Source organism: Azotobacter tropicalis, from assembly GCF_059739045.1.
In genome coordinates this window covers 2325245-2346062 of the sequence record NZ_AP046059.1, presented here as the reverse complement: position 1 = coordinate 2346062, position 20818 = coordinate 2325245, and the positions used below count along the sequence as shown (strand labels likewise).

Sequence of the window (20818 nt, the reverse complement as noted above, 5' to 3'; positions counted from 1 at the left end):
CAGGGGCACGCCATGAGCCAGTCCGAGGAGGCGCTCGACGCCGGTCAGCCGCAGATTCAGGGCGATCCCCGCGATCGCTGGGACGATCCCCTGCTCGACAGTCTGCTGACGCTCTGTCGCCTGCATCAGAAGCCGGCCAGCCGGGCCATGCTGAGCGCCGGCCTGCCGCTCGCCGGCCTGCGCGGACGCTGGCTGCGCCGCCGCCTGCGGCAGATCCCGAAACTGGCCCTGCCGGCCCTGCTGCTGCTGCGCGAGGGGCGCAGCGCCTTGCTGCTCGGCTGGGATGCCGAGGGGCGGGCGCGCCTGCTGCTGAGCGAGAGCGAGGGCGGCGAGGTCGCGGTCGACGCCGCGCTGCTTGAGGAGGACTACGCCGGCCAGGTGTTCTTCGCCCAGCCCCAGCACCGCCTCGATCCCAGCACGGGGAGCTGATCCCGCGCACCCGCCACTGGTTCCGCGACACCCTCGCGCGTTCGCGCTGGCTCTACGCCGACGCCCTGGCCGCCAGCCTGCTGATCGGCCTGATCGGCCTGGTCACCCCGCTGTTCGTGATGAACGTGTACGACCGGGTGGTGCCCAACCAGGCCGAGGCCACCCTCTGGGTGCTGGCGATCGGCGTGGCCGGCGCCTACTGCTTCGACCTGCTGCTGAAGTCCCTGCGCGGCTTCTGCCTGGACCTGGCGGGCAAGAAGACCGACCTGATCATCTCCGCCACGCTGTTCGAGCGGATCGTCGGCATGCTCATGAAGCATCGTCCGGCGCGGGTCGGCACCTTCGCCCAGCACATCCACGAATTCCAGAACCTGCGCGAGTTCCTCGCCTCGCTGACCCTGGCCAGCCTGATCGACCTGCCGTTCACCCTGCTGATCCTCGCCGTCATCGCGCTGATCGGCGGGCATCTGGTGTGGATTCCGCTGCTCGCCTTCCCGCTCGCCGCGCTGCTCGGCTGGCTCGTCCAGCGGCCGCTGGGCGAGACCCTGGAGCGCAGCATGGCGCTGTCCGCCGAGCGCCAGTCGGGCCTGATCGAGACCCTCGCCGGGCTCGATGCGGTGAAGGTCGGCAACGCCGAGAGCGAGCGCCAGTACCTGTGGGAGCAGACCATCGGCGCCCTGGGCCGGCTGGAGCTGCGCGCGCGCATGCTCTCCGGCCTGGCGCTGAACGGCACCGCCCTGCTGCAGCAGCTCAGCGGCGTGGCGCTGATCGTCGCCGGGGTCTACCAGATCATCGCCGGCCAGCTCAGCATGGGCGGGCTGATCGCCTGTTACATGCTCGGCAGCCGGGCCCTGGCGCCGCTGGGCATGCTCTCCGGCCTCTTGATCCGCTACCAGCAGGCGCGGGTCACGCTGCGCTCGGTGAACGAGCTGCTGGCCCTGCCGCAGGAGCGCAGCGACGGGGAGCAGCCGCTCAAGCGCCAGACGCTGCAGGGCGCCCTCGAATTCCGCGCGGTGGACTTCCACTACCCGGGCCAGCAGCAGGCCGCGCTGACCGGCATCGACCTGCTGATCAAGCCGGGGGAGAAGGTCGGCATCATCGGCCGCAGCGGCTCGGGCAAGAGCTCCCTGGCCCGGCTCGTCGTCGGCCTGCACCAGCCCGACGCCGGCAGCCTGCTGGTCGACGGCATCGACGTGCGCCAGCTGGACATCGCCGACCTGCGCCACAACATCGGCTACGTCGCCCAGGATATCCAGCTGTTCTCCGGCACCCTGCGCGACAACCTGACCATGGGCGCGCGCTACGTCGAGGACGAACTGGTCCTGCAGGCCGCCGAACTGGCCGGCGTGCACGAGTTCGCCCGCCTGCATCCGCAGGGCTATGCGCTGCAGGTCGGCGAGCGCGGGCAGAACCTGTCCGGCGGGCAGCGCCAGTGCGTGGCCCTGGCCCGGGCCCTGCTGCTCGACCCGCCGATCCTGCTGCTCGACGAGCCGACCAGCGCGATGGACAACACCAGCGAGGAGCGCCTGCGCCAGCGGCTGGCCGGGGTGCTCGGCGACAAGACGCTGCTGCTGGTCACCCACCGCACCTCCATGCTCGCCCTGGTCGACCGCCTGCTGATCGTCGATCGCGGGCAGATCGTCGCCGACGGGCCGAAGGCGGTCATCATGGAAGCGCTGAAGAAGGGGCAGATCCGTGTCAGCTGAGCAATCGACGAGCGTACCCGCGGTGGAGCGCACCGGCTTTGCCGGCGGCCTCTTCGGACAATCCGAGGCGCCGCTGCCGGAGGTCGGCCGGGCGCTGGTCGAGGACGCGCCGCGGCTGGTGCGCCTGACCATCTGGGGCATCCTCGGCTTCGTGCTGTTCTGCCTGGCCTGGGCGCATTTCGCGATCATCGACGAGGTGACCCGCGGCGAGGGCAAGGCGATTCCCTCCACGCGCCTGCAGAAGATCCAGAACCTGGAAGGCGGCATCGTCGCCGAGCTGTTCGTCCGCGAGGGCCAGGTGGTGAACGCCGGCGACCCGCTGCTGCGCCTGGACGACACCCGCTTCACCTCCAACGTCGGCGAGAGCGAAGCCGAGCGCCTGGCCCTGAGCATGCGCGTCGAGCGTCTCTCCGCCGAGGTCGACGGCCGCCCCCTGGAGGTGCCGGCGGAGATCCGCGACAAGGCGCCGGGCCTGGGGGACAGCGAACTGGCGCTGTTTCGCAGCCGCCAGCAGCAGCTCGGCGACGAGATCGCCGGCCTCGAGGAACAGCTCGCCCAGCGCCGCCAGGAACGCCGCGAGCTGACCTCCAAGCAGGCGCAGTTCCGCAACAGCCTGGGCCTGCTGCGCCAGGAGATCAACATGTCCGAGCCGCTGGTGGCCTCCGGGGCGATCTCCCAGGTCGAGGTCCTGCGCCTCAAGCGCGCCGAGGTGGAGAGCCGCGGCCAGCTGGACGCCACCACCCTGGCGATCCCACGGGCGGAGGCGGCGATCAAGGAGATCGAGAGCAAGATCGGCGAGACCCGCGGGCGCTTTCGCAGCGAGGCGCTGACCCAGCTCAACGAGGCGCGCACCGAGCTGGCCAAGCTGGCCTCCACCGGCAAGGCGCTGGAGGACCGGGTGCGCCGCACCCTGGTCACCTCGCCGGTACGCGGGGTGGTCAAGCAACTGCTGGTCAACACCATCGGCGGGGTGATCCAGCCGGGCAGCGACATCCTCGAGGTGGTGCCGCTGGACGACACCCTGCTGGTCGAGGCCCAGGTGCGTCCGCAGGACATCGCCTTCCTGCACCCCGGCCAGGAGGCGATGGTCAAGTTCACCGCCTACGACTACACCATCTACGGCGGCCTCAAGGCCCGGCTGGAGCACATCAGCGCCGACAGCATCACCGACGAGGAGGGCAACAGCTTCTACCTCATCCACCTGCGCACCGAGAAGAGCCACCTGGGCAGCGACGACAAGCCGCTGCTGATCATTCCCGGCATGGTCGCCTCGGTGGACATCATCACCGGCCAGAAGAGCGTCCTCAGCTACCTGCTCAAGCCGATCCTGCGTGCCCGCGCCGAGGCTCTGCGCGAGCGCTGAGGCGCCGGGCCGGCGGCTGGCTGGCGGGTTCGCCGGCAATGGGTAAAATCTGCTAACAATGGTCGGCCGCCCGGCCTCGCGGGCTGCGTCATAATGGCGCTCGACCGTCGCCAGGAGTCCCGATGAACAGCACAGCCAGCGCCACGCCGGAAGGCGAAAAGATCCTCGTCGTCGACGACGACCCCCGCCTGCGGCATCTGCTGGAGCGCTTTCTCAGCGAGCAGGGCTACCGCGTGCGGGCGGTGGAGAACGTCGAGCAGATGGACCGCCTGCTCGGCCGCGAACTCTTCAACCTGGTGGTGCTCGACCTGATGCTGCCCGGCGAGGACGGCCTGTCCGCCTGCCGGCGCCTGCGCGCGAGCGACAACCCGGTGCCGATCATCATGCTCACCGCCAAGGGCGACGAGAGCAGCCGCATCCAGGGCCTGGAGCAGGGCGCCGACGACTACCTGGCCAAGCCGTTCAACCCCGCGAGCTGCTGGCGCGGATCAAGGCCGTGCTGCGCCGCCAGGCGCCGGTGGTGCCGGGCGCGCCGGCCAGCGAGGACGAGATCGTCAGCTTCGGCGACTACCGGCTGTCGCTGGCCACCCGCGAGCTGATGAAGGGCGACCAGGTGCAGATGCTCACCACCGGCGAGTTCGCCGTGCTCAAGGCGCTGGTCCAGCACGCCCGCGAGCCCTTGACCCGCGACAAGCTGATGAACCTCGCCCGCGGCCGCGAATGGGACGCCCTGGAGCGCTCCATCGACGTGCAGATCTCGCGCCTGCGCCGGCTGATCGAGCCGGACCCCTCCAAGCCGCGCTACATCCAGACCGTCTGGGGCGTCGGCTACGTGTTCGTTCCGGACGGCAACAAGTCCTGAGCGTTTCCGCCCTGCCGGCCGCCCGGGCGGCCGGCTTTCCCCAGGCGGCACCGGCTTCCGGCCGGTCGGCGGACGACGAGCCGAGCCGCCCCCGTTCGAGCGCTCCGCTGGTGGTATCCCGATGAAAACCCCGCTGTGGTTCCCGCAAAGCTTCTTCGCCCGCACCCTCTGGCTGGTGCTGATCGCGGTGCTGTTCTCCAAGGCGCTGACCCTGGTCTACCTGATGATGAACGAGGATGTGCTGGTGGATCGCCAGTACAGCCATGGCGCCGCACTGACCCTGCGCGCCTACTGGGCGGCGGACGAGCGCGACCAGCCGCGCATCGCCGAGGCGGCCGGCCTGGTGCGCGGCGCGCCGGAGAGCGTGCCGCTCGGCGAGCACCACTGGCCGTACAGCGAGATTTTCCAGCGCCAGATGCAGGACGAGCTGGGCCCGGAAACCCAGGTGCGCATGCGCGCCCAGCCGAACCTGGCGCTCTGGGTCCATGCGCCCAACCTGGGCCAGGACTGGGTGCGCATCCCCATGTACCCGCACCCGCTGCGCGGCCAGCGGATCTGGAGCGTACTCGGCTGGTTCTTCGGCATCGGCCTGCTCTCCACCGCGGCTGCCTGGATCTTCGTCCGCCAGCTCAGCGCGCCGCTCAAGGTGCTGGTCGGCGCCGCCCGGCAGATCGGCCAGGGGCGCAGCGTGCGTCTGCCGGTCAGCGACACGCCAAGCGAGATGACCGAGCTGTACCGCGCCTTCAACCAGATGGCCGCCGACGTCGAGCAGGCCAGCAGCGAGCGCGAGCTGATGCTGGCCGGGGTGTCCCACGACCTGCGCACCCCGCTGACCCGCCTGCGCCTGTCCCTGGAGCTGCTCGGCAACGACTCCGAGCTGACCGAGGACATGGTGCGCGACATCGAGGACATGAACGCCATCCTCGACCAGTTCCTCGCCTTCATCCGCGATGGCCGCGACGAGCCGGTGGAGCAGCTCGATCTGGGCGAGCTGGTGCAGGAGGTGGTGACGCCGTTCAACCAGAAGGACGAGAAGGTGAGCGTGTCCCTGCAGCCGATTCCGCCGTTCCCGCTGCGCCGGGTGTCGATCAAGCGGCTGCTCGGCAATCTGGTGCAGAACGCCCTGCGCCACGGCGGCGAACAGGTCGAGGTGGCCGCCTACGTGGCCGGCGACCAGGGCGCGCCCTACGTGGTGCTCAGCGTGCTCGACCGCGGCATGGGCATCGATCCGGCCGAGATGGGCGAGATCTTCAATCCCTTCACCCGCGGCGACCGCGCCCGCGGCGGCACCGGGACCGGCCTGGGGCTGGCCATCGTCAAGCGCATCGCCGCCCAGCACGGCGGCAGCGTCGAGCTGCGCAACCGCCCGGGCGGCGGCCTGGAGGCGCGGGTCTGCCTGCCGCTGGGGCTGATGCTGCCGCGCGACGCGGTGTGAGGAGTAACGCGGAGCGGGGTCGCCAGGGCAACGCAATGCGTTGCCGGTTTCTGGCTCAGCCCTTGCCGCGGGTGCGCGTCAGGCCGTGTTCGGCGTTCTTCTCCAGGTACTCGATGATCATCCCCGCGACGTCCTTGCCGGTGGTGGTCTCGATGCCTTCCAGGCCGGGCGAGGAGTTCACCTCCATCACCAGCGGGCCGTGATTGGAGCGCAGGATGTCCACGCCGGCGACGCTGAGGCCCATGATCTTGGCCGCGCGGATGGCGGTGGAGCGCTCCTCCGGGGTGATCTTGACCAGGCTGGCGGTGCCGCCGCGGTGCAGGTTGGAGCGGAACTCGCCGGGCTTGGCCTGGCGCTTCATCGAGGCGATGACCTTCTCGCCGACCACGAAGCAGCGGATGTCGGCGCCGCCGGCCTCCTGGATGTACTCCTGGACCATGATGTTCTGCGCCATGCCCATGAAGGCCTCGATCACCGACTCGGCGGCCTTCTGCGTCTCGCAGAGCACCACGCCGATGCCCTGGGTGCCTTCCAGCAGCTTGATCACCAGTGGCGCGCCGCCGACCATGGCGATCAGGTCGGGGATGTCGTCCGGGGAGTGGGCGAAGCCGGTCACCGGCAGGCCGATGCCCTTGCGCGAGAGCAGCTGCAGCGAGCGCAGCTTGTCCCGCGAGCGGCTGATCGCCACCGATTCGTTGAGCGGGAACACGCCCATCATCTCGAACTGGCGCAGCACGGCGCAGCCATAGAAGGTCACCGAGGCGCCGATGCGCGGGATCACCGCGTCGAAGCCCTCCAGCGGGCGGCCGCGGTAGTGGATCTGCGGCTTGTGGCTGGCGATGTTCATGTAGGCGCGCAGGGTGTCGATCACGACGACCTGATGGCCACGCTGCTCCCCGGCTTCCACCAGGCGGCGGGTCGAGTAGAGGCGTGGGTTGCGCGACAGCACGGCGATTCTCATTGGGCACCACGAAGCTTGAGGAGAAGGGGTTTGTCCTGCACGTAGGTCTGCGCCGGGTTGACCACCAGCTGCCCATCGATCAGCGCTTTCGAGCCGAGCAGCACGCGGTAGCGCATGGCCTTGCGGCAGGTCAGGGTGAATTCCACCGGCCAGGTACGGTCGCCGAGGGCCAGGGTGGTGAGGATGACGTAGCGGGTCTGGGTCTGGCCATTGGAGCTTTTGATGGTCTTCACGGCCACCAGGGGCGCCTGGCAGTGGCGGTGGCGCAGCTGCACCAACGTGCCGAGGTGGGCGGTGAAGCGCACCCAGGGCTTGCCGTTGCGTTCGAACTGCACCACTTCGGTGGCATGCAGGGTCGAGGTGCTGGCGCCGGTGTCGATCTTCGCCCGCAGCCCGGCGACGCCCAGGTCGGGCAGATCGATCCATTCGCGCAAGCCGATCACCGAAAGATGGTCGAATGTCTTCAAGAAGGCGGCGCTCCACAGTCGGTGTCAGGCATTCTAATCGGCACGACCGTCAACCGCACCTGTCTGCGCCGACCTCTGGCGGTCGGCCGAATCGGCATGGGAGAAGTGACCTGCAATCATGAACGAGAAAGATGACGACAAGGTTCGCCTGGACAAATGGCTCTGGGCGGCGCGTTTCTACAAGACCCGGGCGCTGGCCAAGGAGGCCATCGAGGGCGGCAAGGTGCATTGCCGCGGCGAGCGCTGCAAGCCTTCCAAGGAGCCGAAGGTCGGCGACGAGCTGACCATCCGCACCGGTTTCGACGAGCGCACCGTGGTGATCCGCGCGCTCAGCGCGGTGCGCCGCGGCGCGCCCGAGGCCCAGCTGCTCTACGAGGAGACCGCCGAGAGCCGGGCCCGCCGCGAGGAGGCCGCGGCCCTGCGCAAGGCCGGCGCCCTCGGTCTGGAAACCGCCGGGCGGCCGAGCAAGAAGCAGCGCCGGCAGCTGTTCCAGTTCCGCGACGAGCATTGACCGGTGCTCAGCGGGCGTCGGTCGGACAGGCCGGCACGGCATCGTAGGCGATCCGCGGGATGCCGCCGAGGCGGCGTTCGAGCAGGACGGCCAGGGACTCGCTGGGCGCCAGGCAGGCGTCGCCGAAGTCTTCGCCCAGATTGCAGGGGTGGCTGATCACCTCCAGGGTGCCCTGCGCCGGCAGGGGCTGGTCGCGCAGGTCGGCCGGGGTGCAGACGTACTCGACGCCGCATCCGGTCAGCCGGCGCAGGCGGCGGTTGAGCAGTGCCTTGAACAGCCGCCGGGCCGGGCCGAGGTTGCCGCCCAGGTTGCGCGCCAGGCGCAGCGGCACGCCCTGGGCGGCGGCGAAGCGCGCCAGCTGCTCGCCGACCGGCCAGATGTTGTGCACGTGCTGGTGGGAGTCCAGATGGCTGGGCCGTACCCCGTGGTCCAGGCAGCGTTGCCACTGCGCCTGCAGTTCGTCGTCGATCGCCGCGCGGGCGGCGCCGTCCAGCCACAGGCGATGGCGCGGCAGGTGCAGTTCGAATTCGCCGGCTTCGTTGCAGAAGCGGCGCTGGGCGGTGATGGCGCTGCTCAGCGGGCGGCCGTAGGTGAGGTTGACGTGCAGGCCGACCCGGCCGTGCAGGCCTTCGGCGTGGATCAGCGCGCAGGCGTGGGCGAACGCCGGCATGTTCGCCATCAGGGTGGCGGAGCTGATCAGGCCGCGGCGGAAGGCGCGGACGATGACGGCGTTCTCTTCGCGGTTCAGGCCGAAATCGTCGGCATTGATGATCACTCGGCTGGGCATGGGCGTTCTCCGGCGCTGGGCGAGGGTTGGGCGGTGCCGGCCTGGCGGCGTGCCTTGACGGCGCGCCAGAGACGATGGGCCAGGCCCAGGGCGATGCCCTCGGGACGCCGGGAATAGAGGCTCCAGCGCAGCTGCAGGACCTCGCCGGTCATGCGCTCGTGCAACTGATGGCTGGAGCCGTGCAGGCTGACCCGCGAGGCGTCGACGTACTGCCAGCCGTCCTCCAGGCCCCAGCGGATCCACTCGTCCAGCAGCAGGCGGCCGCTGCCGAGTTCGGCGTAGTCCGGCAGGAAGGCCAGGTTGTAGTCGTACAGTCGGCCGCGCTCCAAGAGTCCGAGGCGGTAGCTGATGCAGCGTCCCTGGTGTTCGAGCAGCACGATGCGCACCAGGCCGGCCGCGGCCAGCGCGCCGAAGGCCTCGCGCATCCACTGCCGGCGCCGCTCGCCGGAGAAGATGCCGACGCTCTGCTCGCCCTTCCAGCTGGCCTGCTCGACCGCGGCGATGGCCTCCAGTGCGGCGCCGATGCTCGCGCCGTCCGGGCTCAGGCGACGTATCCGGGCATCGCAGGCGGCGGCGCGCTTGCGCGCCCGGCGCAGCTTGTAGCGCAGGTCGCCGGACGGCTCGTAGCGGTCGTTCTCGTCGAGCGCGTGCACCGGCACCCGGCAGCTCGGGCGCCGCTCGTGGGTCGAGCTGGCCGCGGCCCAGTCCGCGAGCAGGGCCTCCTGCTCGCCGCCCTCGACCAGCTCGTGCAGTTGCAGGAGGGCGTGCGGCAGGCGCCGGTGGATGGCCTCGTGTACCTGGCGGCGGCCGTCGGCGTCGAGCCGGCAGAGCAGGGCGATGCGGTCGCTGAGCGGATGGCCGAGGTGGCGCAGCACCGTCCAGCGCAGGCCGAAGCGCCGTTCGCGGGCACTGACCAGCGGCAGGCACAGGCGCAGCTCGGAGCCGGCCCAGGCCAGCAGCACCTGCAGCCGCTGGTCCGCCGCGAGGGCGCGTTCGGCGGCCTGCAGCCAGCCGAGGTGGTTGAACGGGGTGGCCTGCGGCACCTGGGCCTGGAGTCTGGCGTAGGCCTCATAGGGAAAGTCGGCGGCGCAGAGGCTGGTCGTCCATTGCAAGCGATAGTCCATGGTGAGGTCCGTTCTCGGTGGGTGGCCTGCTCCTAAGGCAGCGTAGCAGCCGTCGGGCGGCCCGAGCGGCTGGCGAGCTGGTCGCGCACGGCCGGCGGCTGATGGCAGAAGCGCAGGCAGCCGAACAGGGTGAACACCCGGGTCTGCCAGCCCAGCGGCTGGAAGCCCAGGTGCGCGAGCAGCTTGTGGGCCCGCGCGTTGCGCGCATCGACCACCGCCCGGGCATGCAGGTGGCCGGCCGCGCGCAGGCGTTCCCAGAGGAGTTCCTGGCCGCCGAGGATCAGCGCGCTGCCGCGGTGGCCGGGGGCGACCTCCACGGCGAACAGGTAGACGCCCGGCGCGCTGACCGGAAACCAGCAGCGGTAGTAGTGGCGGTCGTAGTAGTCGCGGTCGCTGTACCAGACGAAGGCGCAGACATGGCCTTCGTCGTCGAGGGCGGCCAGGCCCTGCACGCCGGCCTCTGCGAGCAGATCGTCGATCACCTGACCATGCTGGGAAAAGTGGCGCTCGAAGGCTGGCAGCAGCGCGCAGTCGATCGACGGGTAGCGCCACTGGTGCGGGCGTTGCAGTTTCGGCGGCTCCAGGCTCAGGTCGCGCTCCATCCAGAGCAGGCGCCGCTGGACGTACAGATAGCGTGTGCAGAGATGGCGCAGGATGCCGGACAGGCCCTTGCGCCGTACCTTGGCCTTCAGATTCCAGGGACTCATGGCTCCTCCCACTCGAGGACGAAGAGGGTTTCGCCCGGCAGGCTGAAGCGCCAGGGTTGCTGTGCGCAGTCGAGGCGGCCCTCGCCGGGCTCCGCCGTCGCGCTTAGCAGGTGCAGGCGGGGCGGATCGTGACCGCGGCAGGTCAGCGGCTCGCCGCGTAGCCGTACTTCCTGATGGCGCGGCGTCTTGTTCACGCCGAACAGCACGATCCGCGGGCCGGAACGCATGGCCAGGACATCCACCTCGAAGGCGTCGTTGTCCAGGCGCAGGACCTTTTCCTGCCAATGCTGCTGCATGAAGGCCATGGCCTTGCCGACCGGCTTGAGCGCATAGCGGCCGTCGCCGGCCCGGCCGATCATGCCCTTGAAGTGCCCTTCGTCGTCGGTGGCGAGAAACCAATTGAGCATCTCCAGCAGACCATCCCGGGCCGCGTTGACCGCCACTGAGGCCCACCAGAGGGCGGCGAACCCGGTTTCCTGCTCGTAGGGACTGACGTCGTTGCCGCTGGACAGGTTGGTCTGTTCCAGCAGCAACGCCTTGCGCGGCCGGCCGCGCTCGTCCAGGCCGACCAGCTGCGCGGCCTGGCGCACGTTGTCGCGGTAGGTGCCAGTGTCGCGCAGGTCGCGGACCATCCACTCGTGCCAGGACAGCGCGTCGATCCAGTCGCCGTGCTCGGTCAGCAGGCGCTGTGCCCAGTCCAGGCCGCGCCGGGTGCCGGAGTTCTCGGCGGTCGGGCCATTGACCAGCCGCGAGGAGGAGGGGGCGGCGATGCGCACTCCGGCCTCGCGGGCGCCCGGATGGGCGCGTACCAGCGAGGCTTGGCGGGCGAAATGGGCGGCAAAGCTGGCGTAGTCGGGATAGTTGAGATTGGGCTCGTCGGCGAAGGCGATGTAGTGGGTGCCGCTGCTGCCGAGTTCGCGGACACCCTCGATCCAGGCCGCGATCCCGGTCCGGTTCATGTCGTCGTCGGCGAGCACCGCGCGTCGTCCCGTCTGCGCCAGCAGGGTGCTGTCGGTGCGGATGCCGTAGTCGTGCAGGTACAGCGGCCGGAATCTGCGCTCGTGCCGGGGGTTGCGCGCCATGACATCGACGAAGCTGTAGTGGTTGGCGGCGCGCGGCGCCAGCCTGGCGAGCAGCGCGGGCGCTTCCGGCGGCGTGTAGGGCAGGGCCACGCCGAGCTTCGGCGTCGGACCGAGGACCTCGTCGTGCAGGGCCAGCCCGACTTGGCCGGGAGGCAGGGCGGGCTCGAACAGGTGCTCGGGTCGCTGGGCGAACAGGTTGGCGCTGCCGTCCAGCCAGAAGGCGGCCTTGCCGCGCCGCGCAGGCGCAGGCTCCAGATCTGGTTCTCGGCGGACACCGGCAGGTCGACGCGGTCGCTCTGGGTGTAGTGGAGATCGCGCGACAGCGGCAGGTACAGGCTGTGGCCGTCGCTCAGGCGTTCGGTGTACAGGCCGTCGACGCCGCCGTGGTACTTGCCGGCGAGCACTGCGCGCTCGCCGCCGCGCACGCGGAAGTACAGGCGCGTGCCGGCCGGCAGTTCGGCGCAGAAGTGCAGCTTGACCGGTTCGAATAGCGCGGCGGTGTCGTCGGCATGCCGGACCCGGTAGCGGCGGAAGCTGTAGCCGGGGATCTCCAGGCGCAGGTCGCCGTCCTCGGGGCGCAGCGCCCAGCGCTGGCGGCCGCGGACTTCCTCGGCGGCGATGTCGCGGCGGGCCAGCAGGCGCCCGTCGCCGGCCTGCAGGTAAAGACGCTCGGCGTTGGCCTCGGCCTGCCAGGCCGGCTGCCACTCGACCTGCAGGCTGTCGCCCTGCGGGGCGCGCAGGTACAGGGCGCCGTCGCGGATACCGGGCCATTCCTGGGCCCGTGCGCCGGGTAGCAGTACGGCGAACAGCAGGCCGCCGAGCAACGCGCGTCGTCCGTTCATGTTGCCGCCCCCATTTGTGCGCGCAGCAGGCGCAGGTCGCTGGGCAGGATCAGCAGGGTCTGGCGTATGCCGACGCCGCTGACCCGCCAGTAGAGCAGCAGCATGGCCAGGGCCAGGGCGCTGTAGGCGATCGACGAGGCGACCGAGGCGCCGACGATGCCCCAGTGCGGAATCAGCAGCAGCGCCAGCAGCAGATTCAGCGCCGCGGCGCCGCCGGCGAGGATGGACAGGCTGCCGGGCCGTTCCTTGCCGAGCAGGTCCAGGCGCAGGATGCTCGAGTAGCACAGGCTGAATATGCCGGGCAGCAAGGCCAGCAGGGCCGGGTAGGCCGGGCGGAAGGCATCGCCGAACAGCAGCACGATCAGCCACTCGCCGATCAGCGCCATGCCCAGGCAGGCGGCGAGCATCGCGGTGCCGGTCAGGCGCAGCGCCAGCGGGGTGAGCCGCTCGATGCCCTCGCCCTGCTGCAGCAGGCGCTTCATCAGCGGCGTGGTGACTGCCTCGGGGACGATGAACAGCAGCTCGGCGGCGGCGGTGGCCATGGCGTAGTAGCCCAGCGCCTTGCTGTCGAGGAAAAGGCCGATGAGCAGGTAGTCGGCGCGCATCAGCACCTGCTGGAACAGCACGTCGGGATGGCTGCGGCCGCCGAAGCGCAGCAGCTCGCCGTGGCTGGCCGGGTCCCAGCGCAGGCGGATGCTGTGGTAGCGGGCGAGCAGGCAGAGGCCGACCGCCACCACCAGGGCCAGGCTGCCGATCCAACTGACCAGCGCGGCGTTCAGCGCGGCGTGTGGCCACATCCAGAGCAGGGCGAGGAGCAGCAGCAGCGGCGTCAAAGACTCCAGCAGACGCAGGCCGTTGAAGGTGCCGACCCGGCCGTCGGCGTTGTGCAGGGTGAGCAGGGTGCTTTTCAACACGTACAGCGGCACGGCCAGCAGCAGCACCCCGGCGAAGGGAGCGAGCTGCTGGGTGATGGCCAGCTCCTGGGCGAAGACGTCCAGCACCTGCAGGCCGAGCAGGGTGGCCAGCGCCGAGATCAGGCAGCCGTAGAGCAGAATCAGGGTCAGCAGCAGCCCCATCGGATGCTGTCGCGCCGCTTGGTAGCCAACGGCAGTGTTCAGCCCGCCGCTGGTGACCGCTCCGATCAGCTCCGGCAGGGTGCTGAGCAGGGCGAACAGGCCGCGGTCGGCGGGGCCGAGGAGGCGTGCCAGCAGGATGTTGCGCAAAAGGCGCAGAGCCAGCATCGCCAGGTTGGTGCCGATGCTGAGCAGCAGATGGCGGATGTAGTCACTGGACTTCATTCTGAAATTCCTGCAGGCCGACGGCCTGTGCTGCCTGCCCGGCACCCTGGTGGCGGATTCCCTGCAGAATGCGCCAGCCGAGCAGGGCGGGCCGGCAGGCGACCCGATGGCTGACGTCAATGCGCGGCAGCGACAGCGAGGCCGCCTGCCGGCTGCGCTGCAGGCCGGGCCGGGTGGTCAGCGCCTGGGCATAGCCCAGCCGTCCAAGTGCGACGCGGACCCGCGCGTCGTGGTCGCCGTTGGGGTAGCAATAGACCGGCAGCGGCCGGCGGCAGTGCGTGGCGAGGGCCTCGTGGGAGCGGCGCAGGTCGGCTTCCAGGCCGGCGGCGTCGAGCCCGGTGAGGATCGCATGGCTGGCGCCGTGGGGACCAAAGCGTACCAGCCCGGAGTCCTCCAGCGCCTGCACCTGCAGCCAGTCGAGGGCGTGCGGCTCGTGCGGGCTCGGGCAGCTGTCGGCGAGCGCCTGCAGGGTGGTCGCCGGCAGGTCCTTCAGACGCTCGAGGAGCTGCGCGAGGGCCAGGCTGCGGCGTCGCTCGGGGTGCGTCGTGCGCAGCTCTTCCGGCAGGCTCAGGTGCCGGCTCAGGCGGGCGCCGATCTCTTGGCGGGCCTCCTCGCCGAAGCTGCCCCAGAGGGTTTCGCCGATGGCTTCCCACCAGAAGCGCCGCGGGCTGCCGATGAAGTCGGTGGACAGGAAGATGCTCGCCGGCAGGCCGCGCTCCTGCAGCAGCGGGAAGGCGTGCAGGGCGTTGTCGCGCCAGCCGTCGTCGAAGGTCAGGGCCAGGCGCGGCGGCCCGTCCGCCGGGCCGTCCGGGTCGAGCAGCGCCTCCAGCGGCACGCAGTCGAAGTGGCGTTCGAGCCAGTCCAGCAGGTTGGCGAAGGCCGGTTTGCCGACGCACAGGGCGTTACGGTGCGGCAGGGCCGCCTGCGCATCCTCGGCGAGCACCCGGTGCAGCATCAGGATGGTGCCGGTCCCGCGCAGCAGGCGGCGTCCCGCGGGGGTGTCGAGGCAGAGCCAGCCGGTAGCGGCCTTGATCAGCTGCGTGAAGGGCACGAGACCTCCTTAGCGGTTCTGTTGTGGCGTCCACAGGCTGTAGCGCTGTCCGCGAAGGAACTGCCAGAGCCCCAGGGTCATGCCGGCCAGGGTCACCAGCAGGAAGGCGGCCAGGCGAAACGGTCTGGGCAGTCGCCGGCCGCGGTCGAGCAGGCCGGCCAGGGCCAGGGCGTAGCCGCCCAGCTGGGCGAGCAGCAGCACCCGGTAGAAGGCGCCGGCGTCCCACAGCCAAAGGTTGCTGGCCAGCAGCGGGATCAGCAGCAGCGGCGCCAGCCGGCGCAGCAGCTTGTGGCTGAGCAGGGCGATGGCGTAGCGCCCGTGGTGCAGGGGATTCATCAGGGCGCGCCGGCAGGCCAGGCTCTGCAGCCCGCCGACGGTGACCCGCAGGCGGCGGCGGAACTGCTTGCCGGCCTCGTCGACGCCGCGGTCGAGTACCCGGGCCCGCTCGGCGAATTGGATGCGCCGGCCGGCCGCTGGCGCGCAGGTGCTGAGGAAGAAGTCGTCATTGGCCTCCGCCGGCACCGGACGGAACAGCTCGCGGCGCAGCGCGAGCAAGGCGCCGTCCACCGCGACCAGGCAGCCGGCGCGGCTCTCGGCGCGGCGCAGCCAGGTTTCGTAGCGGCGATAGAGCTGGTCGCCGATCCCCAGGTGTGGGCCGCCGTCGGCGATCTCGATGTGCCCGCCGGCCGCTCCCACCTGGGGGTCGGCGAAGGCTTGCATCAGTTCGTCCAGGCAGTCCGGCATCCAGCGGTTGTCGGCGTCGGTGAACACCAGGATCTCGCCCTTGGCGCGCACCGCCGCGGCGTTCAGCGCCGCGGCCTTGCCCTGACGCGGCAGCTCGAGCACCTCGATGCGCGGATCGTCGACGGCCCGGGCTTCGGCCACGGTGGCGTCGGTCGAGCCGTCGCTGGCGACGAGGACCTGCAGGTGCTCGCCCGGATAGTCCTGGCCGAGCAGGGTGCGCAGTTTGGCGCCGATGTGCTCGGCCTCGTTGTGCGCGGCGACGATCACGCTGACCGTAGGCGGCTCCGGAGGCGCCGGGGCAGGACGAGGGCGCGACGCCATGGCGAGCAGGGCGACCAGTAGCGGATAGCCCAGGTAGGCGTAGACGGGCAGCAGCAGGCACAGCCAGAAGATCGCTTCAGCCACGGGAAGGTCTCCGAGCGTTCAGGTTGGTCAGGCCCATCAGCAGGGCGATACCGGCGACATGCAGGCGCAGCCAGTGCAACAGTGCCAGGCGTGCCGCCAGCAGCGGGCGCTGGCGGGTGTAGCGGTGGCGCAGGCTGAGCAGGCCGGCCGGCACCCAGCCCAGGGCGAAGGCGCCGAGGGCGGCGGCCGGCTGGCCGAGCAGCAGGCAGAGCAGCGCCAGCGCGTCGAGCGCCCAGTGCCCGGCCGCCAGCAGCGGGAAGCGCAGCAGGCGCAGGCTGGCGCGCCCCTTGCGCAGCAGCTGGGCCTGGCTGCTCTGCCGCCAGAGTTCCTTGCCCAGCCATTCGCTCCAGCTCTCCTCGAAACCCCAGTTCAGCACCGTCGGCCGCGGCAGGCTGAGCAGGCGTGCGCCGGCCTGGCCGAGGCGCAGGCCGAGGTCCTTGTCCTCGCCGCTGCGCAGGCGTTCGTCGAAGCCGCCGACGCGCTCGAACCAGGCGCGCTCCAGGCACAGGTTGGCGGTCGGCAGCCAGTCCAGCAGCGCCGGGCGGTCGCGCTCGGCGGCCAGCCGCTGCAGCCAGGCGCGGGCGTACCAGGGCGCCTCGGGCGGCGCCTGGTGAAGCAGGCCGAGCACGTCGGCGCGGTCCTCGGCGCGCACCGCGCGCCAGGTGGTCAGCCAGTCCGCGGGCATCTCCATGTCGGCATCGAGGAAGGCCAGGCAGTCGCCGCTGGCCGCCGCGGCGCCGCGGTTGCGCAGGGCGCCGATGCTCAGCCCGGGGCAGTCCAGCACCTGCGCGCCGAGGCGCCGGGCCAGCGCCTGGCTGCCGTCGCGGGAGCCGTTGTCGGGGACGATCAGCTCGTAGTCGAGGCCGGCCTGCTCGGCGGCGCGCCGCGCGGCTTCCAGGGTGCGGCCGAGGCGCTCGACCTCGTCGAGGGTCGGCACGATGATGGAGATGCGCTTCATGGTCCGGCTCCGGCAGCGTCCTCGTCGGCCTGCAGGCGCAGCAGGCTGGCGATCCCGAGCATCGCCCAGAGGTACTTGTGGCTCGGCACGCTGAGGAAGAACAGGAAACAGCCCAGCGCCAGGCAGGACAGCCCGAAATGGGTGGCCAGCGCCGCCCGCTCGGGGTCGCCGCGGCTCAGCCAGTGGCGGCGGGCGAGCTGGCAGTTGCGCAGGCTGAGCAGGATCAGGCCGGCGAACAGCAGGCCGCCCGGCACGCCGACCTCGCTGAACATGCCCAGGTAGGTGTTGTGCGCCTCGCGGTAGAGGTCGTTGGGATGCGGTCGGTTGGCGAAGGCGATGGCGTAGCCGGTCTTGGCGAATTCCAGGGGAAAGGTGCCGGGGCCGCTGCCGAGCAGCGGGTGTTCGGCGATGATCTGGCTGCCCACCAGCAGATAGGCGCTGCGCCGGGCCAGCGAGGGGTCGGCGTAGGCCTTGACCCCGGACTTCAGGCTGGCGAGGACCTCCAAGCGCTGGATGAAGCTGTCCGGCAGCAGCGCCGGGACGAGCGGCACGGCGATCGCCCCGGCGAGGATCAGCCCGCCGAGGTGATGGGTCAGCAGGTGTTTCAGGCGCGCGCGGTAGTGCCAGGCGGCGATGGCGGCGGTAAGCAGCACCACCAGCAGGCCGGAGCGCGAGCCGGTACGGCCGAGGGCGGCAAGCAGCAACAGCAGTGGCGCCAGCCAGAACAGCCGCTGCGGCCAGCGCGGCGCGCGCACCACCAGGAGCAGCACCAGCGGCAGGGCGATGCTGATCAACAGGGCGAAGTAGTTGGCGTCGGCGAGCAGGCCGATGGCCCGGCTGTCGGGCTGGGTGCTGGTGGAGAGCAGGGCGACCACGCAGGTGGCGGTCACCGACAGCACCAGCACGCGGGCCAGGGCCGGCAGATCGAGGTCGCGGCCGAACAGCACGGCGAGGCTGAACAGCACCAGGCCGACGGCGAGCTGGCGCAGCTGCTGCAGCGACAGGCCGAGGTGGCTGCTGAACGCCAGGCTGAGCAGGTAGGTGGCGAGGAAGGCCGCGAGCAGCGGCCACAGGTTGCTGCGCAGACGTTGCGCCGGCAGTTGGCGCAGCAGCAGCTGCAGGGCGGCGATGGCGATCAGCGCGAGCCCGAGCAGCTTGTTCAGGGTGAAGCTGCCGCCGCCACCACCGCCGCCGTCGGCGGCGTCGGCGGCGGAGAACAGCCCCTCGAAGGGCACCAGGGCGAGCATCGCCAGCAGACCCCACACCGGCTTGCGGTAGAGCACGGCGAGGGCGGCGAGAGCGGGAAACGCCAGCGGCGCCAGATAGGGCCAGGGGCTGGCCAGCAACAACAGGCAGGCCAGGCCGAGCAGCAGTGCCAGGGGCAACGTCAGGACCATCGCATCAGCCTCCGACCGCAGTGCGGTACAGCTGCCGCCAGCGCTCGGCCTGGGCGGGCAGGTGGTAATGGCGCAGCTGGGCGAGCCGGGCCTGTTCGGTCAGCGTTCGGCACAGCGCCTTGTCGAGCAGCAGGCGCGCCGCCTGGCGGGCCAGCGCCTCGACCTCGCCGGGCGGGACGAGCAGGCCGGTGACCTCGTGGTCGAGTACGTCGGGAATGCCGCCCACGCCGAAGGCGGCCACCGGCACGCCGGCCTGCATGGCTTCCAGCAGGACCATCGGCGTGCCCTCGGTGCGCGAGCTGATCACCAGCACGTCGAGGGCGCGCAGCCAGGCCGGCAGGTCCTTGCGGTAGCCGGGCAGGAGGATGCGCCCGTGCAGTCCGGCGTCGTCGACGCTCTGCTGCAGGGCCTGCTGCTGCGGCCCCTCGCCGAGCAGCACGGCATGCAGGCGGGCGTCGCGGTTGCACAGCGCGATGGCCAGCTCGACGAACAGGTCCGGACCCTTCTCCGCGCTGAGGCGGCCGATGAAGCCGATCAGCGGGGCAGCGGGGGCCGCCGGCGGACGCAGGTAGGTGACCGCGGGCGCCGGCGGCAGGCCATTGGGCAGCACATGCAGCTTGTTGGCGCGCACTCCGGCCTGGCGGTGCAGGCGGGCGATGCTGTCGGCCACGCAGACCACCGCGCGCACCTGGGCGGTGCGGCACAGGCGCAGGCTGAGCCAGGCGTAGAAGCGCTGCTTGCGGCTGCGCGGGGTGAAGCCGTGCTGGGTGACGATCAGCGGCAGGCCGAGGCAGAGCGCGCTCAGCCAGCCGTAGACCAGGCCCTTGAAGCCGTGGCCGTTGAGCAGCGTCGGCCGCGCGCCCGCTCGGCCCAGCTGGCGCAGCAGGTTGCCCAGGCCGCTGCAGCGGGTCAGTTCCACGCCGGCCTCGCGAAAGCGCTGAGCCAGCGGCTCCGGGCCGTCGAGCAGGAACACCGGTGCTGGCCGGGAGCGTACTGGCAGTGCTCCAGGAGCATCCGTTCGAGGCCGTAGAAGCCGCCGCTGCTGAGCAGGTGGACGATCCGCAGCGGCGCCTCCTGCGGGTGGGCGCTCAGTCGCTGGCCCAGTGTCGAATCCATGGCAGGCTCCCGGGTTTGTGGGGGTTGGGCAGGGCGGCCTGCGCGGCGTTGATGGTCATCAGCACCGGCAGGCCGAGCTGGTTCAGCAACTGCTCGGGATGCTTGAAGCGATGGTCGAAGAGCTCGCGGATGTAGCCCACGGCGATGGCCAGCAGCGCGGCGGTGAGCAGGCCGAGGGGGACGATCAGCAACGGCTTGGGAAAGCTCTCCGCGGTGGGCTCGAAGGGCCGGCTGAGGACCTTGGCGTTGGACAGGCCGCCGTCGAGCAGGGCACGGCTTCGGCTTTCCTCGTAGCGCTGGGTGTAGGTGAAGAAGGCCTGGTGCAGGGCCTCGATCTCGGTGTTGAGCTGGCGCAGGCCGCTCTGTGCGTCCTGCAGCTCGCGGATGCGGCCTTGGTATTCCTCGATCCGCGCAGTCTTCTGGGCGATCACGCCGGAGATGACTTCCAGCTCCTTGCTACGCTCGCTGATGCGGTTGCCGATCACCTGGAGGAACTGCTGGCGGGTCCGGCTGATCTGCGCGTAGAGGTTCTTCATCGGCTCGCTGTTGGGGTTGTAGACGTCGGTTTCGGCGCCGTACTGGCCGATCTGCTCGATCAGCCGGTCGCCCAGCTGGCGGATCTCGCGGTCCTCGAAGGCGACCTTGTCGATGGTGCTGGCGAAGGTGTAGGGGAAGCCGTAGTCGGTCAGCTTGGCCTTGCGCGCCACGGCCAGGCTGCTCTGCAGGTAGTCGACCCAGCGCTGATTCTCCAGCAGGCGGTCGCGGTACTGGTTGAGGGCCTGCTCTTCCTGGTTGATGGCGTTGAGGCGGAAGGTGATCTCCTCCTCGGGGTTGGCCGCGTTGATCCGCTCGAGCAGGGCCAGGCGCTGGCCTTCGAGGTCGTCCAGCTGGTTCTGGTACTGGGTCTTCTTCTGTTCGTAGAAGGCTTCCGGCAGGTCGTTGGAGTGCAGCGCGTGGCGGCGCATCAGGTAGGTGTCGAGCAGGCGGTTGACGAACAGGGTGCCGAGGGCCGGGTCGGCGGCGCGGTAGTGCACGGCGATGACGTTGGAGCCGGGCAGCGGGACGATCTCGAGGTCCTCCAGGGTGGCCAGGGTCAGGTTGTCCAGGCGGCTGTCGCGGGGCGTTTCGGCCTCGAAGCCGAGGGCGCCGAGCAGCGGATCGAGCACTCGCTCTTGCAGCGGCACGATCAGGTAGTCGCGCAACGGGTTGAGCAGCCACTGCTCGAGCAGGCCCTCCTCGTCGGCGAAATGGCCTTCCTGGCGCAGCTTGTCGAGGGTCTCGCGGACCAGCTCGGGCGAGCGCAGGATGCTGCTCTCGGTTTCCATGTCGGCCAGGGTCGGCGGCAGGAACTTGTCGGTTTCCTGCTGCAGGGTGCTGTTGACCTCGGTCTGGGCGAGCTTCTTCGATTGCACCAGGACTTCCGCGGTGATGTCGTACGCCGGACTGAGCAGGAACGGCAGCAGCAGGGCGAGGGCGGCGAAGGCCAGGAACACCCGTTTGATCAGTCGCCGGTTGGCGCACAGCATGTAGAAGAAGGGATAGAGCGGGTTTTCGTACTTGAGAATATTCATCG

14 protein-coding genes and 4 pseudogenes are annotated in these 20818 nt (G+C 70.7%); 5 read left to right on the top strand and 13 right to left on the bottom strand.

What is annotated here, in order from left to right; all coding sequences use genetic code 11:
• The first annotated feature begins 12 nt into the window (after window positions 1-12).
• The 4 genes and pseudogenes from Atro_RS11120 to Atro_RS11105 all read left to right on the top strand — a co-directional run bounded on the left by Atro_RS11120 (window position 13) and on the right by Atro_RS11105 (window position 5795).
• Window positions 13-2135 (top strand): annotated as a pseudogene (locus tag Atro_RS11120) (type I secretion system permease/ATPase).
• 22 nt (window positions 2136-2157) lie between these two features.
• Entirely contained in the window at window positions 2158-3498 is a 1341-nt protein-coding gene (locus Atro_RS11115) for an HlyD family type I secretion periplasmic adaptor subunit (RefSeq protein WP_497927664.1), read from the top strand.
• A gap of 122 nt (window positions 3499-3620) precedes the next feature.
• A pseudogene (gene ompR, locus Atro_RS11110) lies at window positions 3621-4360 on the top strand (osmolarity response regulator transcription factor OmpR).
• Window positions 4361-4481: 121 nt separating this feature from the next.
• The gene (locus Atro_RS11105) at window positions 4482-5795 is read left to right on the top strand and encodes an ATP-binding protein (RefSeq protein ID WP_497922285.1); all 1314 of its coding nucleotides are present in this window, start codon (window positions 4482-4484) and stop codon (window positions 5793-5795) included.
• A 55-nt stretch (window positions 5796-5850) separates the two neighbouring features.
• Here Atro_RS11105 and rimK read toward each other — a convergent pair whose 3' ends face one another.
• Window positions 5851-6756: a 30S ribosomal protein S6--L-glutamate ligase gene (gene rimK, locus Atro_RS11100; protein WP_497922283.1), complete on the bottom strand. Its 906-nt coding sequence runs from the start codon at window positions 6754-6756 to the stop codon at window positions 5851-5853.
• On the bottom strand, window positions 6753-7223 hold the full coding sequence (gene rimB / locus Atro_RS11095) for a retropepsin-like aspartic endopeptidase RimB (protein WP_497922281.1): 471 nt from the start codon (window positions 7221-7223) through the stop codon (window positions 6753-6755). The genes rimK and rimB overlap by 4 nt, the downstream gene beginning before the upstream one ends.
• Window positions 7224-7341: 118 nt before the next feature.
• Here rimB and hslR point away from each other — a divergent pair, with 118 nt between their 5' ends.
• Window positions 7342-7734: a ribosome-associated heat shock protein Hsp15 gene (gene hslR, locus Atro_RS11090; protein ID WP_497922279.1), complete on the top strand. Its 393-nt coding sequence runs from the start codon at window positions 7342-7344 to the stop codon at window positions 7732-7734.
• A gap of 7 nt (window positions 7735-7741) precedes the next feature.
• Here the strand turns inward: hslR and Atro_RS11085 are convergent, their stop codons facing one another.
• From Atro_RS11085 to Atro_RS11035, 11 genes and pseudogenes are all read right to left on the bottom strand, one after another.
• A complete protein-coding gene (locus tag Atro_RS11085) occupies window positions 7742-8521 on the bottom strand; it encodes a ChbG/HpnK family deacetylase (protein ID WP_497922277.1) in 780 nt (259 codons plus the stop codon).
• Complete coding sequence (locus Atro_RS11080; RefSeq protein WP_497922275.1) at window positions 8506-9645, bottom strand: GNAT family N-acetyltransferase; 1140 nt, start codon at window positions 9643-9645, stop codon at window positions 8506-8508. Before Atro_RS11080 ends, Atro_RS11085 begins: the two co-directional genes overlap by 16 nt.
• Window positions 9646-9677: 32 nt before the next feature.
• A complete protein-coding gene (locus tag Atro_RS11075; protein WP_497922273.1) occupies window positions 9678-10352 on the bottom strand; it encodes a GNAT family N-acetyltransferase in 675 nt (224 codons plus the stop codon).
• A pseudogene (locus Atro_RS11070) lies at window positions 10349-12276 on the bottom strand (hypothetical protein). Before Atro_RS11070 ends, Atro_RS11075 begins: the two are co-directional and overlap by 4 nt.
• Window positions 12273-13574, bottom strand: coding sequence for a lipopolysaccharide biosynthesis protein (locus Atro_RS11065; protein WP_497922271.1), 1302 nt, complete (start codon window positions 13572-13574; stop codon window positions 12273-12275). The pseudogene Atro_RS11070 and the gene Atro_RS11065 overlap by 4 nt, the downstream one beginning before the upstream one ends.
• The gene (locus tag Atro_RS11060; RefSeq protein WP_497922270.1) at window positions 13561-14625 is read right to left on the bottom strand and encodes a polysaccharide deacetylase family protein; all 1065 of its coding nucleotides are present in this window, start codon (window positions 14623-14625) and stop codon (window positions 13561-13563) included. The genes Atro_RS11065 and Atro_RS11060 overlap by 14 nt, the downstream gene beginning before the upstream one ends.
• Before the next feature lie 9 nt (window positions 14626-14634).
• Entirely contained in the window at window positions 14635-15774 is a 1140-nt protein-coding gene (locus Atro_RS11055; protein WP_497922268.1) for a glycosyltransferase family 2 protein, read from the bottom strand.
• Window positions 15767-16732, bottom strand: coding sequence for a glycosyltransferase (locus Atro_RS11050; protein ID WP_497922266.1), 966 nt, complete (start codon window positions 16730-16732; stop codon window positions 15767-15769). Before Atro_RS11050 ends, Atro_RS11055 begins: the two co-directional genes overlap by 8 nt.
• Complete coding sequence (locus Atro_RS11045; protein WP_497922264.1) at window positions 16729-18129, bottom strand: O-antigen ligase family protein; 1401 nt, start codon at window positions 18127-18129, stop codon at window positions 16729-16731. The genes Atro_RS11050 and Atro_RS11045 overlap by 4 nt, the downstream gene beginning before the upstream one ends.
• A 4-nt stretch (window positions 18130-18133) precedes the next feature.
• Window positions 18134-19245: pseudogene (locus Atro_RS11040) on the bottom strand (glycosyltransferase family 4 protein).
• Window positions 19218-20816, bottom strand: a complete 1599-nt coding sequence (locus tag Atro_RS11035; RefSeq protein ID WP_497922262.1) for a GumC family protein — start codon at window positions 20814-20816, stop codon at window positions 19218-19220. The pseudogene Atro_RS11040 and the gene Atro_RS11035 overlap by 28 nt, the downstream one beginning before the upstream one ends.
• Window positions 20817-20818 lie beyond the last annotated feature (2 nt).